Annotated in this window: 12 protein-coding genes; 5 read left to right on the forward strand and 7 right to left on the reverse strand. The window is 57.6% G+C overall.

The features are described 5' to 3' along the window. Window positions 1-7 precede the first annotated feature (7 nt). Entirely contained in the window at window positions 8-1,012 is a 1,005-nt protein-coding gene (locus tag K5Y32_RS21125; protein ID WP_222185690.1) for a glycosyl hydrolase family 8, read from the forward strand. A gap of 103 nt (window positions 1,013-1,115) precedes the next feature. Here the strand turns inward: K5Y32_RS21125 and nadS are convergent, their stop codons facing one another. The 7 genes from nadS to bcsR form a co-directional block, all read right to left on the reverse strand. Continuing rightward, window positions 1,116-1,400: a NadS family protein gene (nadS, locus tag K5Y32_RS21130; protein ID WP_222185691.1), complete on the reverse strand. Its 285-nt coding sequence runs from the start codon at window positions 1,398-1,400 to the stop codon at window positions 1,116-1,118. Window position 1,401: 1 nt separating this feature from the next. Further along, the gene (locus K5Y32_RS21135) at window positions 1,402-1,734 is read right to left on the reverse strand and encodes a type II toxin-antitoxin system RelE/ParE family toxin (protein WP_222185692.1); all 333 of its coding nucleotides are present in this window, start codon (window positions 1,732-1,734) and stop codon (window positions 1,402-1,404) included. Window positions 1,735-1,834: 100 nt separating this feature from the next. Beyond that, window positions 1,835-5,224: a cellulose synthase complex outer membrane protein BcsC gene (gene bcsC, locus K5Y32_RS21140; protein WP_222185693.1), complete on the reverse strand. Its 3,390-nt coding sequence runs from the start codon at window positions 5,222-5,224 to the stop codon at window positions 1,835-1,837. Then, window positions 5,217-7,502: a cellulose biosynthesis cyclic di-GMP-binding regulatory protein BcsB gene (gene bcsB, locus K5Y32_RS21145; RefSeq protein WP_222185694.1), complete on the reverse strand. Its 2,286-nt coding sequence runs from the start codon at window positions 7,500-7,502 to the stop codon at window positions 5,217-5,219. The genes bcsC and bcsB overlap by 8 nt, the downstream gene beginning before the upstream one ends. Before the next feature lie 15 nt (window positions 7,503-7,517). Then, entirely contained in the window at window positions 7,518-10,121 is a 2,604-nt protein-coding gene (gene bcsA / locus K5Y32_RS21150; RefSeq protein WP_370635126.1) for a UDP-forming cellulose synthase catalytic subunit, read from the reverse strand. Next, window positions 10,118-10,849, reverse strand: coding sequence for a cellulose biosynthesis protein BcsQ (bcsQ, locus tag K5Y32_RS21155; RefSeq protein WP_222185695.1), 732 nt, complete (start codon window positions 10,847-10,849; stop codon window positions 10,118-10,120). The genes bcsA and bcsQ overlap by 4 nt, the downstream gene beginning before the upstream one ends. Then, complete coding sequence (bcsR, locus tag K5Y32_RS21160) at window positions 10,849-11,043, reverse strand: cellulose biosynthesis protein BcsR (RefSeq protein WP_222185696.1); 195 nt, start codon at window positions 11,041-11,043, stop codon at window positions 10,849-10,851. The genes bcsQ and bcsR overlap by 1 nt, the downstream gene beginning before the upstream one ends. Before the next feature lie 195 nt (window positions 11,044-11,238). On the opposite strand from bcsR, the gene bcsE reads away from it, so the two are divergent. The 4 genes from bcsE to hmsP all read left to right on the forward strand — a co-directional run bounded on the left by bcsE (window position 11,239) and on the right by hmsP (window position 17,128). Further along, on the forward strand, window positions 11,239-12,789 hold the full coding sequence (gene bcsE, locus K5Y32_RS21165; RefSeq protein ID WP_222185697.1) for a cellulose biosynthesis protein BcsE: 1,551 nt from the start codon (window positions 11,239-11,241) through the stop codon (window positions 12,787-12,789). Beyond that, entirely contained in the window at window positions 12,786-12,974 is a 189-nt protein-coding gene (locus K5Y32_RS21170; RefSeq protein ID WP_222185698.1) for a cellulose biosynthesis protein BcsF, read from the forward strand. The genes bcsE and K5Y32_RS21170 overlap by 4 nt, the downstream gene beginning before the upstream one ends. Beyond that, window positions 12,967-14,598 (forward strand): cellulose biosynthesis protein BcsG, encoded by a 1,632-nt coding sequence (bcsG, locus tag K5Y32_RS21175; protein WP_222185699.1) that lies wholly within the window; start codon window positions 12,967-12,969, stop codon window positions 14,596-14,598. Before K5Y32_RS21170 ends, bcsG begins: the two co-directional genes overlap by 8 nt. 517 nt (window positions 14,599-15,115) lie before the next feature. Beyond that, a complete protein-coding gene (hmsP, locus tag K5Y32_RS21180; protein ID WP_206098225.1) occupies window positions 15,116-17,128 on the forward strand; it encodes a biofilm formation regulator HmsP in 2,013 nt (670 codons plus the stop codon). Window positions 17,129-17,284: the final 156 nt, after the last annotated feature.

A 17,284-nucleotide genomic window follows, 5' to 3' on the forward strand; every position in this document is an offset into this window, starting at 1 on the left:
TGCTGTAATGAGAGTGATGCGGTTCTGGCGTCAATGGATGCTGTGTTTCATGGTGATGTTTTTTAGCGCTCAGGCGGCCGCAGATGGCTGGAGTAGTTACAAAAGCCGTTTTATGGGCAGTGATGGTCGAATCAGCGATACGGCCAACAACAACGTCAGCCATACCGAAGGGCAAGGCTACGGCATGTTGCTGGCGGTGGCGCATGACGATCGCGCCACCTTCGATCTGCTGTGGCAGTGGACGCGCAGCCATCTGCGTAATCCGCAAAACGATCTGTTCTACTGGCGCTACACGCCAGGTGCCGCCGATCCGATTGCCGACAAAAACAATGCTTCAGATGGTGATGTCCTGATTGCCTGGGCATTGCAACGTGCGGCGCAAAAGTGGGGCGGCGATTATCAGCAGGCCTCCGACCGCATTCAGCGTGCGATCGTCAAGCTGAATGTGATCAGCTACGGCGGACATAAAGTGATGCTGCCGGGCGCGCAGGGCTTCAACAAAACCAGCTACGTGGTGCTTAATCCCTCTTATTTCCTGTTTGAGGCCTGGCGCGAGTTTGCGGAACACAGCCATCTGCGTATCTGGAATGAGCTGATTGATGACAGCATGGATTTGCTGGGTGAGATGCACTTCGGCAAAACCGGCCTGCCGCTCGATTGGGTGGCGCTGAATGCTGATGGTTCTGTGGCACCGGCGGTCGGCTATTCCAATCGCTTCAGCTATGACGCGATCCGTATTCCGCTAAATATCTGGTGGTACGACCCGCAAAGCCTGCGTCTGGTGCCGTTCCAGCGTGTCTGGCAAGGTTCGGCGCGCATGACCACGCCCGCCTGGTATGATGTGTTGGGCAACACGCCAGCGCCGTACAACATGGAGGGGGGATTGATTGCGGTGCGCGATTTGACCCTGGGTCAAACCCAGTATCTCAATGACACGCTAGCAGCGGATCAAAACTACTTTTCCGCCAGCCTGCAGCTGCTGACCTGGATGGCGTATCAGGAAAAGCGGTAAGTCCCATTTTTAACCAGGTCGCCATAAATGGCGACCCTACAAAACCGGCACCTCATCCGTAGGGGCGCCATTTATGGCGACCTCAGGACGGCGGAGCTGTTCATTAGTGTGACGCAAGCTCATGGAAGAATTTTGGATTGGCTTGAATCGTTGCCAGCACCTTTGCGGCCAGCCCGGTCGGATTGCGCCGCCCCGTTTCCCAACTTTTAATGGTATCGAGGCTGGTGCCGAGGACCTGCGCCATTTCGCTTTGCGAGACGTTCAGCTGCATCCTAATGGCTTTTACGTCAGCCAACTCATAACGGGTTACGCGAGCAGGCTCGCTTGTACCGTTTTTAATTTCTACAGCTTCTTCAAGCGATGCTTTCAGCTCGTCAAAAAAACTCATGTTATACCTCGTCTTTTAATCGTTGGGTCAACTTCTTCAACTCGGCTTTTTCCGCATCCGTGAGGCTCTCTTTGATATTTTTCGGGTAGGCCATTACCAGGTAAATCACTTCAACGGTGGCCAGGAAATAAATCATCCTTGCACTGCCACTTTTTCCCTGATTACCCGTTGCCATCCTGATTTTTCGCAGGCCACCCGTATGTTGAATGAGATCACCTTTATCGGGTGACTCGATAAGCGTTTTTTGTAACTCCCTGAGTTCGTCATCCGTGGCGATTTGCTTTATCTGACGAGTAAATATCGGAGTTTCAATAAACTCAATCGCATGACTCATCGGCTATCTCCTTTGCCTTCAAGGAGTACATTGTACACTAAAATGTGTGCCGTTAAAGACTCTCAGGCGTCAGAGTTATTGTGAGTTACATCCGAAGTCGCTATTTAAAATCCGCATACGGCGTTAGCGGTTGTGGCGGCATATCCATGTCGCCGTTCCAGCCGGACATCGAGTAGCGCATGAAAATCAGGCCGTGGCTTGGGGTGTAATCCTTCGCCTGCTGAATATCCATCGCCAATCCCACCGACCAATGCGGCGTAATGCGTCGCTCCACCAGCGCCTGCAGCGTGTAACCGAAACCGGCGCCCGAACTGCTGTCTGAAGTGGGATTCGACGCCAGCGTAAAGCCTGGATTGACCGGATAGCGCAGCTGCCCGTCGGTATGCGATTGCGACCAGGAAACCGAGCCGCCGAGATCAAACGACCAGTTCTCTGTGCGCTGGCGATAGGTCACCGGCACCGACAGCGAGAAATATTGCTGCGGGCTGTAATAGCCGCCCTGACCAAAGGTGTAGTCGCTGAGATCCTTCTGGTAATGCCACAGCATGCTGTTTAGGCCAACGGTGGCGCGGCGATTATCTTCATTAATCAGCTTGTAGTAATAGCCCGCCATCAGGCGTTCGCGGCTGTTATCTGCGACGTTATCACCGCTGAGCTGATGCGCACTGATATCGCCCCACACGCCATGCGCGCCGCCCTGATCATAACTCAGCCCGAGCGAGCCGCCGGTTGCCACCACGCCGCCCCAGGTTTTGCCGCCGTTCGCCGCGGGATCGCGCGCGCCTGCGTACGCCAGCAGCGAGCTGGAGATCGGTCGGCGTGATGCGGTGAACGTCAGGCCAATGTCTTTGACGTCGGTTTTCCAGCTGACGCCGCCGACCCAGTTGCTGGTCTCGAAGCCGAGCGGCGTGGTGCCGAAGTCTGCCGACCAGCGATCGTTATGCCAGCCCACGCCCAGCGCAGTGCCTTCATCGCGCTGGTTAAAGTCGCGGCTGCATCCGCCGGAATTGTCATCGTTACAGCTGCCGAACTGCTCGCTGTGGCTGCCGTTGCTGGTGGAGAAGGTGCCAGCTGAAACCAGCACATGATCGACACGCACAAAGCTGCGGCCATCGGCCAGCGGCGTTTCTGCCTGCATCATGGTGGTATGGGCGGTGAAATCGGAGGTGCCGCCGTTGCCTTTGTTGCGCGAGTAATCCTGCTCCAGCGTGAACGTGGTGTCCTGCTGGCGATAAAGATCGGCGGCGTCGCTGCGGATGCTGCGTTTCAGCCAGTCATCCTGCACCTGATTGCGGGTTAATTGCGTATAACGATCGTTATCCTGTGGCACATCCGGGCTGATGCCGCTCGCGGCCATCGCCCGTTGATAATCCTGCTGCGCTTGTGCGGGTTGTTGCAGCTGCGTTTCCAGCCGCGCCGCATCGCGAAACACCAACGCTTTTTCCTGTGACGCGACCTGTTGCGTCGCGCGGGTTTTCAGCTCAGCAAAAATCTGTTGAGCACGCACCGCATCGCCACTGTTTTGCCAGGCGAGCGCCACGCGTCGACCGCTGTTCACGCTTTGCTGCGCCACGCCTGGCGGCAAGGCTTGTAACGCGCGTTGCGCTTCAGCAGGGCGTTTTAAGGCGATCAAGGCTTCGATACGACCCAGCGCCGCATCGCCGTTTTTACCGTCTTGCTGCAGCACCTGTTGATAGTTCGCCAGCGCGCGGCGGGCGTCGCCGCGCTCCAGCGCCCAATCGGCCAGCGTGATATCGCGGCGGATAGAAGCGGGTTGCTGTTGCAGTAGCGCAATCGCCGCCGTTTCATCGCCGCGCGTGCGTAAATCACTGGCGCGGGTAAACACCTTGTCCTGCTCGAGACGATCGGCCAGCTCATGCATGTTGCTGTCCCAGCGCGCAGCGGGCAGGCGATGCAAGGTGGCCAGCGCCGCGTCATCGCGGTCGCCGGAAGCCAGCCACAGCGCCGATGCATACAGCGCTGTGGGTTCCTGTGGATGCTGGCGCACCATCGCGTCCATCACCTGCGCGCCCTGAGTTTCTTCGCCGCCGTTGCGCAGCGCGCCAGCCAGTCGATAAACCAGCCAGATATCATCGGGATTCGCCTGCGCTACCTGGCGATACTTCTCCGCCGCCTGATGCCATTGGCCTTGCTGCGCCAACGCATCGGCTTCGGCCATCAGCGCATCGGTGCGCAGCTGTAGCAGACGACGTTTCGCCGTGCTATTGCTGCGATCTAAGCGCAGCGCCTGCTGCCAATAACGCTCTGCCTGCGCAGTGTTTTTACGTGCCAGCGCGGCATCACCCAAGCCAATTAGCGCCCAGCTATCGCGATTATCCAGCGCTTGCGCGCTGCGGTAATACCCTTCCGCCGCCGCGATATCGCCTTTTTTCAGCGCCGCATCGCCGTTGTTGATCGCCAACCAGTAACGGTTGGTTTGCAGCAGCGACTGCCATTTGCCGATCTGCGTGCTGGCCTGACCGGCCTGTATCGCTTTCTCCAGCCAGCTAATGGCGGCGGCGCGATTGTTGGCTCGCGCCTGCGCCTGGCCCATCGCGCCCATCAATTCAGCATCGTTGGGATTGGCGGTTAGCGCGGCATTGAGCGCGGCAATCGCATTGGCGCCGCCACCGGCATCCACCAGCGCTAAGCCACGCATGCGCTGGCGATACGCGGGATCGGCGAGCAGTTGTTGCTGACGCGCCAGCTCTTGCTGACCGCGCTGCTGGGCATCGCCTTCGGTAAAGGTTTGCAGATATTGCTGCAGGCTGGCGACGCTGCTTTCGCTCACCGGCTGATTCTGGATCTGCTGTAGCCACAGCTCGGAAGCGGCATCGCGCCCGCCGTTGCGGTTGGCGAGACGACGCAACTGGGTGAAGGCTTCGGCCGGCTGATTATTATCAAACGCCATGCGCGCCAGCTGCAGTTCTACGCCGATGTTGCCGGGATAGCGCTGTTCCAGCGCCTGCAACTGTTGATACGCTTGCGGCTGCTGGCCGGGTAAACGCGCCACCAGCCGCCAATACTCCAGCTCGGTATTCACATCGGGGAACACGCCTTGGAACAGCGCGTCCCACGCGGCTTTGGCTTCGACGACATGCCCGGCGGTGGCCAGCAGTCGCGCCTGCTGCAGCTGCTGACGCCCTTCCGCAGTCACCAGACGCAAGCCGGCTGCTGATTCACGCGTGGCGGCGGCATTCGGTGCCACGCGCTTCAGTTCATCCAGCAGTTTTTGCGCTTTGGCCTGATCGCCCTGGCGCAGTGCCATGCGGATTTGCGCCGCCAGCACCTGCGGATTATCAGGATCGATTTTTTCCAGCCGATAGAGCGATTGCTGTACCAGATCGATTTTGTTGGTCGATTCGCCGGTACGAATCTGCATCAGCAGCCACTCAACCGGCGAAACCTGGGGACCGATCGGGGCGGCAGTCGCGCCGGCCAACACCCCGAGCGTGCTACTGATCAGCAATCCCAGCTGCAGCTTATTCATCGTCATCCAGCTCGGCCAGACGGCGACGGCTGACCATGCGCATTAAACGCCATGCCATCAGCGCAAACAGAACCACCACCACCACCGCGCAAATCGCCAGCCACACCGGATGGGTGGCCAGCAGATTCCACAGGCGTTCCCACCACGGCAGGTGACCGACGTAATAAGTATCGCCGACGCGGATGCTGTTAACGCCCGATTCACGGATCACCGTGGCGGTACCGAACACTGCCGCGCGTTTGCCGCTGTCGAGCAGCGCGTTATTCAGCAGCTCCCAGCCGCGTGGGCTGTCGGCCAGCAATGCCACGACGCTGCGTTGATCGTTAAACGGTGACTGGAAGCCGACAATCGCGCCCATCGGCCCGCGTGAGCTGATGGTGGTTTGGCTTTCCACTGCACGTTCACTGTCAGAAATCGGTACGTTGGCTGCCGCGTTGCTGCGTGCAGGCATGCTGATCCAGCTGCGGGCGGCATCGGCCAGCAGCGTGATCTTCGTGTCGTCCTGCAGATCCTGCGGAATGCCGCCGATCATCATCAAATCCGCATCCGCCGATTTCGCTGTGCTCCAGTCATCGCTCATCTGCACGCGCAGCGCCGGATAACCGGTTTGTGCGCCGATGCTGCCGAGCGCATTCAGCAGCGTGCTGACTTCATCATTGCTCGGCCTGGATTGCACCAACACCAGCGTTTGCGCCAGATCGGCGTAGCGGCTGTACGGGAAACCAGCGTTGGCGAACGCGCCCAGCGACGGCATTTCGATGTAGTGACGATAGCCAGAGAAATCGATGCTCGAGGTATCGTCGATCACCACGTGATGTCCGACGGCGGTGACGGTTTCGCAGCGGCCATCGGCGGTACCGCCAATAAAGGTGTTGGCGTAATCAAAGTTAAAACGCAGCTGATTCACTACGCCAAGGCGCAGCGCCGGAATGGTCAACTGGCGATTGCTGTCCTGCAAACCTTGCATCAGCGGGATGCGCATCAGCTGCTGACCGGCGGTATCTTTCTGCGTCAGCGGATAATCCTGCATGAACTGATTGTTGAGATGCACCGCGAGGCGCGAACCATCCTGCTGAATCGGCGAGGTGTAGCGGTAGCGCAGATCCATATCGATGCCGCGCGCGCGCACCAGGAACAGATCCGGTGGCAGATTCAGCGTCAGGCTGATTGGATTCGGCTGCAAACCGTCGCCCTGCAGCTGGTTTTGATACTGCGCCAGCTCGGCAAAGGTGGTGCGGCGATCGGTGCGCACCCAGTTCGGTGCGTCGTACGGCTGGCGTGCGGCCAGCCGTTTTACGCTGTCGATGGTTGAGCTGTCGCCGCGCAGCAGCAGCTGGCCTTGCGCAATGCCTTCGACGGCGGTCAGCAGGTCGTTATCGTCACGGCCGAGGATCAGCAGCATCTTCTCGTACGGATTGTCCGGCTGATTCACCATCTCCACCGTCGGTTTCTCCACCGGCGGCAGATCTTTCAGGAAGTCGGGGCGATGATCGTTGGTGGCAAACACCACCGCATGCTGCTCTTTGGGCAGCTGGTTATACAGCACCGGGAAGGATTGTCCGCGCCACTGCGCTTTGCTGCCAAACCAGGAAGCCAGAATCCCCGCCGCGCGCTGTTGCAGCAGATTCGGCTGGGCGTTGAAGACCATTGGCAGCTGCAGCGGACGGCTGTCGCGCGTATCAAAGAACGGCTCCGGGAAATGCGACAGATCGTTTTTCAGCGGCAGCTTTTGCAGCGTTAGATCGAGTTTGCTGGCTTTGCCGATATCCAGCCAGATGGTGCTGTTGGCCGGGTTTTCACATACGTTGGCATAGTGACCTACCAGCTCAAGCCGCACGCGGTTGAAGTCGCTGATAAAGCGCGGATCGATAGGGATTTGCGTTTGGTTCTCTTTGCCGAGCTGCTCGGCGGTGACCGTCACCAATCCCACCAGCTCATCGTTGAGATAGACTTTGAGCTGCGACAGCGTCGGAATCAGCGCCGGCGAGGGACGATAGCTCAGATTCAGCAGCGCGCGCGTCACCACTTCATCGCTGCGCACGCCGAACTCAATCTGGCTGCTTGGTTCGGTACCGCGCAGCGTCATGCTACCGGGCGGCGGAGCGACCTGATTAAACACCAGCTGGCTGTCACGCAGCGGCGCGTTGGCGTCGACCCGCGCGTTCACCTCCGGTAACGGCTGCGGCGCAGTCATGGCGCCAGAAGTCAGCGGCGCGGCCTGCACCACAGAGACGCAGCCCAGCAGCAGGGCGGTGAACCAACTCAGTTTTTTCGTCATGGTCATATCATCAACTTAAGTAAAATCGGTTTTGATCGTCGCAGGCTGGCGGTCAATACGCTGCGGTAGCAGTGTCGCCAGCCAACTCACCAGCGCGGTGAGGCCACGGAATAAGCGGCGCAGCGGCGCAGGTCCATACTCGGCCAGACGCAGATAGCCTTTAAAACCCAGCACCATAATGTCGGCCAGACTTTGCACCGGTTTATCTTCCGGGAAGCCGTCCTGCCACAGCGCCCAGGTATCGGCGCGGGCGAAGGTGCACTGAATAAATTCAATGTGTTGGCGCGTGCTGAGTTGATGCAAACGAATCCCGGCGCGACGGCCAAACACACGCTGCACCTGACACGGGAAACTGAACTCTTGCTGACCACGGCGCAGCAGCAGCGACACGGTTTCGTCCTCTTTCAGCGCATCGGCTTCGCGCAGCTCAACGCCCACGCCGCCGTCGGAATAGTCACGCAGCGTGCACGGCACCATGTGTCCATCTTCACGCGCGATGGCGGCGGGCATGGCGATTTCCACACGATGCGCTTCGCGGATCTGACGCGCTTCAACCGATACCGCCACCGCGCCGCCGAGGATAATCATGTTGTAAATCACCCACACCAAACTGACCCAAATGGTGAGCATTTCGTTGGCCGGACCGTACGCCATGCGCCAGAAGGCCATGCCAATACCGGCGATATTCAGCAGCACCAGCATCATGTACGGCTTGGTAATCACCCAATCGAGATGACGTTCGGCCACCAAACCACCTTTGGCGGTAACGTTGAATTTGCCTTTGTGCGGATTAAACAGCGCCACCGTGGTTGGCCGCGCGATGTACCACGCCAGCACAGTTTCATACACTTCGCTCCAGAACGAATGTCGCCAGCGGCCCTGAATGCGCGAGTTGGTCAAACTGGTGTGCAGCATGTGCGGCAACACGTAGATGGCGATCGCCAGCGCGGGCGCGTAGATGATGTAGGCGTGGAACAGCAGAAACGCCAGCGGTGCCAGCAGGAAGATCAGACGCGGAATCCCGGCGAGAAAGTGCAGCATGGCGTTGGCGTAACACAGGCGCTGCACCAGCTTTAATCCTTTACCGAACAGCGGGTTATCGAGGCGGAAAATCTGCACCATCCCGCGCGCCCAGCGGATACGCTGGCCGATATGCGCGGACAAACTCTCGGTGGCCAGACCCGCAGCCTGCGGAATACGGATATACGCCGAGGTGTAACCCTGACGATGCAGGCGCAGCGAGGTGTGCGCATCTTCGGTGACGGTTTCTACCGCAATGCCGCCGATCTGATCCAGCGCAGTTCGGCGCAATATGGCGCAAGAGCCGCAGAAGAACGCCGCATCCCAGGTATCGTTGCCATCCTGCACCAAACCGTAAAATAGCGAGCCTTCGTTAGGCGTCTGGCGGAAGCGACCGAGGTTACGTTCAAACGGATCGGGTGAGAAGAAGTGGTGCGGCGTTTGCAGCATCGCCAGCCGATGATCTTTCAGGAACCAGCCCATCGTCAGCTGCAGGAACGAGCGCGTCGGCACATGGTCGCAGTCAAAAATGGCAACATATTCGCTGCGGCACACGGCTTTCAAAGCATGGTTGATGTTGCCCGCTTTGGCGTGTTCGTGGGTGGGACGCACCACGTAATTGACGCCGACGCTGGCGGCAAACTCGCGGAACTCTTCGCGCGTGCCGTCGTCCAGCAGGTAGATATTGAGCTTGTCCTGCGGCCAATCGATGCCCATCGCCGCGTAGAGGGTCGGTTTCACGACGCTCAGCGGTTCGTTGTAGGTCGGTACCAGAATATCGACGCTCGGCCACGAGGTGATTTCCGGCGGCATCGAGACCGGCTGACGATTGAGTGGCCACAGCGTCTGGAAATAACCCAGCACTAATACCGCCCACGCATAGGTTTCTGCACCTATCAGCAGCAGACCAAATGTCAGGCTGATCGGGTCGTCCCAGTTGAGGGTTTCGGTGTAGCGCCACCACAGATAACGGCAGGAAATCGTCAGCGATAACACGATCAGCATGATGGTGGACAAGCGGCCCGGCACGCGACGCACCAGCATCGCCAATCCCCATAACAGCAGCACGAAGACAAACTGCGTAGTGATGCCGAAGGGCTGCGAGATGCACAGCAGCGCCAGCAGGCTGGCGACAATCGCTGCCACGATAAACAGCAGCTGCCGCAACCACACGGGCAGCGCCTGAATACGTTGTTCGCTGCGCTGGGCGAACCGGTTTTGTTCCAGCCGTGCCGGCAGCGCACCGAGCCACTGATAGAGCGGCTCACGCCAGCGGAACAGCGGCTTGACGCTGAAACTTTTACGCGTGCGTTTATCCAGCGGCAATACCAGCATCAGCCACAGGCTTTGCAGTGCATAGCGCAGCGGGTCAAGCGGACGTGGGCGCAGCGGCGAAATTTGCGGGTAGTAACGTTGACGATGTTGCAGGATGCGCTGCCAACCGGGGGTTTCCAGCCGCAACAGCGACCACGCGAGTATGCACCACATTAAATGCAGCGCGATGGTGAAACGGCCCGCGCCGTGCTGATGCGCCAGCTGAGCGCGGCGTTGCAGCGCCTGCCATGCTTGCGGCATCAGCAGCCAGCGTAATGGATTCACGCCGCGCCTCCCGGCACATGCAGCAGCAGCCAGTTAGCCAGGGTGTTGATCTCTTCGCTGGCCAGCGCATGCGGCCGATATTCGCCCACCGGCTGTTTCATCATCAGCGCTTCCGCCAGCGCTTCATCGCTGTGAATCACCTGGGGAATCAGGTTTTTCAGCGAGCTGATCCACAGCTGATGCAGATCCTGCTGTAGCTGGCTGTTGGCGTTGAACTGGTTGATCAGAAACAGCGTGTGCGCAGGAAAACGCGCGTGATGCAGACGCAACTGACAGTTGGCATCCAGCGTTAGCACCTGCAGCAGACGATCGGCGGTGGTAACCAGGGATCGCTGCCACGGCAACAGATCCGCTGGCATGTCGAAAATAATCCAGTCGTAGTGCGATTTCAGGACCGGTAGCGCGTGTAGCAGCGGTGCGGCAAATTCTGCGTTGATAGCGCTGATGCTGGCGTACTGTTGCGACGTGAGAGCGCCAAACGGCAGAAAATCCAGCCCCGCTTGATAGCGCTGTGCGTACTGCTGCCAAGCGTGCTGTTCGAGCAGCGCGGGCGCCCAGCCCTGAGAGCGGTCGAGCGGCATATTAAAGTGGGCAGCTAGCTGATTTACCGGTGAAAAATCGATAACCAGCACCGACTGCTGCAGCGCGTTAAACGCCCAGCCAAGTGCGGCGCTCAGCGAAGTGGCGCCACAACCGCCACGCAATCCTTGTAATGCAATAACAGGCATTAACGTTCTGACTCCTGTGCGGCGCTTATTTCACGCAGCAATGGCCAGCGCGTCATAATGGTATTAAGTCGCGCTTCGCGGGCAATATCAATGTAGCGAAATGCCTTAAGGGAAAAGGCATAACTTAAGGCTGTAATGTCATCGTGCTCTTCGCTGCTAGCAGCATTCAGCGAAAATGCATTCTCTGTTTTCATTATTTTTTTGCCACCGAAAAATCGACAACGGATGAATTGTGGTTTTATTTTTTGTAAAGTTTAAACCTGAAGTAAAGACAAATGCTATCCACAGATCAATATGATTTTCACCAATACGCTATTTTTTATTTCACCCGTTCCAATTGTGGCTGTCTCGATTAAACTAGCCTGGATTGTATCGATCGCGAATCAAATATGAAAAAACATTATGCGCTTGGCCTGCAGCAGATTCAGCAGGAATTAAATACTCTGCAGAATCCAGGGTTTTACTGGATTACCAGCCAGCGTCAGGAAGATGCGCGAATACTGCTGCGTCAGGTGGTTAGCCAGCAAAAAGCGGCTACGCTCATTAGTGCGGACGAGAAACCGCAGGCGCTGTTGACGCCAGATCCCATCGGCGGTCCGGCGCGTATGCCGTTATTTTCACTGCCGGCAAATAAAAGCAGCTTAAAGCAGCTGGAAAGTGATTTTTCCCGCGTGCTGAATAGCCGCAGCGGCCTGGTAATTTTTTATAGTAATGCCGCGCTGTGGGGGAAATTATCGCCCGACGAGTTAATCCTCTGGCTTAAGCGAATGCGCCGTTTGTTATCTAAAAAACAAATTACGCTGTTAATGATCACCTCCGGTACGTCAATAATTCACTTGCGTAATCATCTGCAAGGTTATTTTCGCCAGCTTGATGGTCTCGCACATTTAGAGTTTCAGCAGGACAGTTGGCAATATCGAATTAACTGGTGGTATGCGGCAGATAAATTGCTGGCCGACCGCGCTATCCGTTTGAGTTATGTCGATAATCAATTTATTGCCGTTAATCAAGCGGAACAAAATATTCCCTTAAGCCGCAATGATGAAAACCAATTCCTTGCGCAAGAAGGTGTGCTGGAAGGCGCACCGCCACTTTCTGTGCAGTGGCAATTATTTAGTGACAATGAAAGTGTGTTCTCGCGTGCCCAGCAGGCGAATGCCGCCACGGTCATCTTTAGTCTGGTTCATAATCAAGACATTAATTCTTTAGCAACGATGGTCCATAGTTTGCGTCGCTCACGCGGTAGCGCGCTTAAGATTGTGGTGCGCGAAATCACTACCACGCTGCGCTACAGTGATGAGCGTTTGCTGCTGGCCTGCGGGGTGAATGCCATTGTGCCGACCGCGGCTAGCCTGTCGCGCTTTCTGACCACGCTGGAAGGGATTCAGGGGCAGCAGTTCTCGCGCCATGTGCCTGCCAATCTCCATGACCTGATGCAGGCGCTGCAGCCGCTACAGCAGAAAGGCTTTTTACCGCTGGATGCCTTTTGCGCGGCGGTGCAGCAGTTGATGAGCAATACGCTGCTGCCGGAAAATGACAAAGGCTTGTTGGTGGCGCTGCGCGCGGTGCCGCAGCTGAAACCCGAACAGATTCTGACGCTGTGTAAACCGCGCCGCTTCGGCGATTTGGTGACGCTGGTGAATGACCGCATCTATCTGTTCCTCTCTTCATGCCGATTCAATGATTTGGATATCGCGCTGAAGTCGATCTTCTCGCTGCCGCACGACGAGCTGTTTAGCAATCGTATCGTCTGGTTTGAAGACAATCAGATCGTGTCGGAGGCGGATAAAATTCGGCAGTTAACCTCGGTGGCGCAGCGTGACAGGCAAACCGTGCCGCTGGCCGCTGCGCCAGTCAGCACGCAAACCGCCGCGCCTGAGCGCGGGGCACAAACGCCGCAGCCGATTACCCTCAACCTCGACGGAGTAAGCCACCAATGACGCTGATGGATTGGGTGCAGGTGGCGATCCTGCTGTTACTGATTTTGCTGTTCCTGACATCACTGTTTGGGCGCGGACGAGCGCGCAGCGGCACCAATCCGCTGCGGCGTTTGCTGCCGACGCGCGCATTAAAATCAGAAGGACAGTGGCAACGCAAAACCAATAAAACGGATAAACATGAATAACAGATTCACGATGCACGGTTCGTGGTGGCGCGGCCTCGGCGGCTGGAACTTTTACTTCCTGATCAAATTTGCGCTGCTGTGGTACGGCTACCTCAATTTTCACGCGCTGAGTAATCTGGTGTTTCTGGCGTGGCTGCTGTTCCCGCTGCCGGGCGCGCGGCTGCATCGCCTGCGTCAGTGGATTTCGCTGCCGATTGGCGTGGCGCTGTTCTGGCACGATACCTGGCTGCCGGGACTCAATTCGATTATGAGCCAGGGCAGCCAGCTGGCGGGCTTCTCGCCCAGCTATCTGCTCGATCTTGCTAATCGCTTTATCAACTGGGAGATGATTGGCACGGGCTTTGTGCTGCTGGTGCTGTATCTGTTCGTCGCGCAGTGGATTCGCGTCACCGTGCTGGTGTCGCTGATGCTGATCTGGCTTAACGTGCTGACGATCGCCGGACCGGCAATGAATTTACTGCCGACCAGCGCCGCCACGCCGACGGTGAAGCTCAACGATACGCCAGCGGCGAAAGCGCCAGATGGCCTCGATCAATCCGCGCCGCCAACCAGCGCCAATCTTACTGCGTGGCTCAACCGTTTTTACGACGCCGAGCGCCAGCGTGCGACCCATTTCCCGGACGCCTTGCCAGCTGATTCGCAGCCGTTCGATATTCTGGTTATCAACATCTGTTCGCTGTCGTGGTCGGATTTGAACGTCGCGCAGCTGCGTAATCATCCGCTGTGGCAGCACTTCGATATTCTGCTTAACAACTACAACTCTGCCACCGGTTACAGCGGCCCGGCGGGGATTCGTCTGCTGCGCGCCAGCTGCGGCCAGAGCTCGCACAGCGATCTGTACAAAGCCACCGATCAGCGCTGCTATCTGTTTGATAATTTGGCGAAGCTAGGCTTTAAACAGCAATTGATGATGGATCACACCGGCGTGTTTGGTAACTATCTCAAGGAACTGCGTGAAGAGGGCAATCTGCAGGCGCCGCTGATGTCGCAGGCGGGCATCTCGCCGGAGGTGACGTCATTTGATGGCTCGCCGGTATTTAATGATGCGCAGCTGATGCAGCGCTGGCTCGACGATCGCACCAAGAGCAGCGATGCGCGCTCCGCGACCTTCTATAACCTGATTCCGCTGCATGACGGTACGCGCGAGTTGGGCAGTACGCGCAGCGCAGACTGGCAGCCGCGCGCCAAAGTGCTGTTTGATCAGCTCGATGCCTTCCTGACCAATCTGGAGAAGTCGGGCCGTCGCGTGATGGTGCTGGTGGTGCCGGAACACGGCGCGGCGCTGCAGGGCGACAAGATGCAGATGTCAGGATTGCGTGATATCCCCAGTCCGGATATTACCCATGTGCCGGTCGGCATTAAGTTTGTTGGCATGAAAGCACCGCATCAGGGCCAGCCGCTTAGCGTGGAGACGCCTACCAGCCTGATGGCGATCTCGGAAATCGTGTCGCGCGTGGTGGATGGCCAGGTATTTAACGCGCCGAACGTTAATATGTCGGTGCTGACCGATAATTTGCCGCAGACGCCGGTGGTGTCTGAGAACGATAACGCGGTGGTGATGATGTATCAGGGTAAACCGTGGATCCGCCTCAACGGCGGCGATTGGGTGCCGTATCCGCAGTAGGGCGCCATTAATGGCGTAATAAGCCTACGATGAATACGCTGGCCGGGGCCACTGTTGGTCCGGCGGTCCTCGCGCCGCTAGCGCGGTACCTTCACTTCGCTCGTCTGCCTGTCGGACCGGCGGAGACGGGACCTCCCTGTCCCGGCTCCGCCTTTCGCCCGCGTCCTGCGGGCTCTCCTGGCTTCCTCGCTTCGTTCAGCGCTGCGGATTGCCGGCCCAAAAGTGGCCCCGGCCTGCTCCGAACCTTCAGTGAATGTTGTTGAAAAGGGCTCATTGGCTGGAGGCGCTGGCGCCCGCACCAAAATACTTTCTTCACTGGCAAGCACTACGCTATTGATTGCGAATCTACGGTTGCGCTTGAATGCGCGTCAAAACCTGCATAATTCCGAATCACTTCATAAATAACCAAACTTGCTTATTTTTCGCCTTTATCCCGGCGAAAAAAACGCGTGACCTGGGATATACTCGCTGCGAATTTCATCTCATTACACGCCTTTGGTGGCCTGGAGAAGTTTTGTTGCGCGTCAGTCGTTCTCTAACGATAAAGCAGATGGCGACGGTTTCCGCCGTGGCGATGGTGACCATCTGCATCTTTATTGTCATCCAGCTCTTTCACTTTGTGCAGCAGCGCAGGATTGACTACGCCCAGCAAATGGAAAATGTGGCGCACACCGTGCGTCAGCCACTCTCCGAAGCGGTGCTCAAAGCCGATATTCCGCAAGCCGAACGCATCCTTAATACCCTGAAACCGGCCGGTATTTTATCGCGCGCCGATGTGGTGTTGCCGAATGCCTTCCAGGCGCTGCACGCCGATTTCGCGCCGGAGAAACCGGTGCCGCGCTGGGTCGCGCGCCTGTTTGAGCTGCCGGTGCAAATCACGCTGCCGCTCTATTCGGTGGAGCGTTCCGGCTTGCCGAAGCCGATTGCCTATCTGGTACTGCAGGCCGATTCCTCGCGCGTTTATCAGTTCCTGCTCAGCACGTTATCCACCATGATCACCACCTATCTGCTGTTGGCGCTGATTCTCTCGATCGCCATTAGCTGGTGTATTAACCGCTTGATTGTGCATCCGCTGCGCGACCTTTCGCGTGATTTGCAGGAGCTGCCGCCGCAGGCGATTCTGACCCACAAAATGAAGCTGCCTAATAATCATCGCGATGATGAAATCGGCATGTTGATCCGCAGCTATAACCGCAACCAGCAGGTGCTGGAGTCGATTCACGACGAAATGAGCCGCATGACCACGCATTTTGCCGTTACGGATCTGCCCAATCGCGCGCTGTTCCTTGCGCTGCTCGAACAGCACATCAGCCATCGCCACAATCGTCAGGCGTGGGGTTTGATGGTGATTCGCATTGAAACGTTGCAGGAAGCCAACGGCGTGCTGAGTGATGAGCAGCGCGATACGCTGATGCTGACGCTGGTGGAGAAGATTCGCAGCACCGTTGACGATCACTCACTGCTGGCGCAAACCGGGCCCAGCGACTTCGCCTTGCTGATGAAACGCGCGCATAATCCGTTCCGCGCCATGCGCCTGGCGCGTAACCTGATGATTCGCATTAATCAGCCGGTGAACCTGCAACAGCTGCAGCTGCGCCCGAACGCCAGCATTGGTTTGGCGCTGCACGAAGAGAGCAGCATCTCGGCCAGCGAACAGCTCGATCGCGCCACCTCGGCGATGATGTCGGCGCGGCATCAGGGCAAAAACCAGATTCTGTTCTTCGATCCGGCGCTCACCGAGCGGGCGCAAAAGCGTTTAACGCAGGAACACGACATCTTGCAAGGTCTGCAGGACGAGCAGTTTGCTCTTTATCTCCAGCCGCAAATCAATATGGAAACCGGCGAGCTGGCCGGTGCCGAAGCGCTGCTGCGCATGCGCATGCCGGATGGCAGCTACGGATTATCGGAAGAGTTTATTGCCAGCGCCGAAGAGATTGGCGTGATCTCGGCCATTGGCCGCTGGGTGTTTGAAGAAGCCTGCCGCATTCTGGCCGGCTGGCAGAAGCAGGGCATTAACATCCCGCTCAGCGTCAATATCTCGGCGGTGCAGCTGCGTGATGCCAGCATGGTCAGCCATTTGCAGGGCTTGCTGGAGCGCCATCGCATCGCGCCGGGCAACTTCGTATTGGAAATCACCGAAACCGCGCAGATTGGCGATGCCGAACAGGCGATTGCGCTACTGCGCTTGCTGCAGCAAACCGGTGTGGCGGTTGCGCTCGATGATTTCGGAATGGGCTACTCCAACCTCAACTATCTGCATCAGTTCAAAGCGCTGCCGGTAAATAAGCTGAAAATGGATCGCAGCTTCGTCGCCGCGCTGCCGGATGACGACACCATGGTGCGTATCGTGGCGGCGATTGCCGACATCATTCACCTCGACGTCATCGCCGAAGGTGTGGAAACCGCCGAGCAGCGCGACTGGCTGCTGGCGCGCGGAATTACTATAGGGCAAGGCTACTTATACGCTGAAGCGCTGCCGCTCCACGTCTTTAATCAACGCTGGCTCAATAGCTCGCAACTCCCTGAATAATCACCTTGGTTATTGATTTTCCTTACAAAAATGCAGTGAAGCGTTGTGCTGAAGCGTTTCAGTTCATAGTTAGAGTTTTGTAACTTTTGTAAGGAATAGTAGGGGATATTAATCTTGTTAACAGGGTGTTATTTTCCTCGCCATCGGTAAGGTTTT

The sequence above is a fragment of the Pantoea sp. DY-15 genome, assembly GCF_019795935.1.
Lineage (GTDB): Bacteria > Pseudomonadota > Gammaproteobacteria > Enterobacterales > Enterobacteriaceae > Pantoea > Pantoea leporis.